Origin of the sequence: Mesorhizobium sp. M7A.F.Ca.CA.002.09.1.1 (genome assembly GCF_003998555.1) — a bacterium.
Classification (GTDB): Bacteria; Pseudomonadota; Alphaproteobacteria; order Rhizobiales; family Rhizobiaceae; genus Mesorhizobium; species Mesorhizobium ciceri.
The window spans coordinates 1-457 of sequence record NZ_RZRR01001605.1 but is presented as its reverse complement, the minus strand read 5'-3'; the positions used below and the strand labels follow the sequence as shown (position 1 = coordinate 457).

General features: G+C 59.7%; 1 tRNA gene. It reads left to right on the top strand.

Features of this window, described 5'->3' with window-relative positions:
* Positions 1 to 235: 235 nt before the first annotated feature.
* A tRNA-Leu gene (locus EN994_RS34915) sits at positions 236 to 321 on the top strand.
* Positions 322 to 457 lie beyond the last annotated feature (136 nt).

The window sequence follows — 457 nt, the reverse complement described above, 5'->3', positions numbered from 1 at the left end:
CTCTTCATGGAAGGGTGGCCGACGCTCCCAGTGGGCGGGGGAAATGGGTTGGGCCTGAGAGGCGCCGGCCTTGGCGGATCAAATCCACCACACAGGCTTCCTACCACTACCCGCCGCGCCGATAATTCCGTGATCGCGCCAGTATCATCAAGCCGCCCGGTCTGTTTGCACGTTCGGCGAACGCTCAACAACACGACTTGACGGCCTGTGTCTGGCGTCTGAAAAGGGCTGGCCTGCGGACGTGGCGGAATTGGTAGACGCAAGGGACTTAAAATCCCTCGATCTCTGATCGTACGGGTTCGATTCCCGTCGTCCGCACCACCCTTCGCTCTTCGAGCTTCGGGTGGCAGGCCACCTGAAGCTCGGCAGGTTCGTACTTCATCCGTTCAGGCGCACCAATTCACCGGCTACCGCTTTGTTGGCATCTCTACGCCTCGAACACTTTCTCAGTGAACCA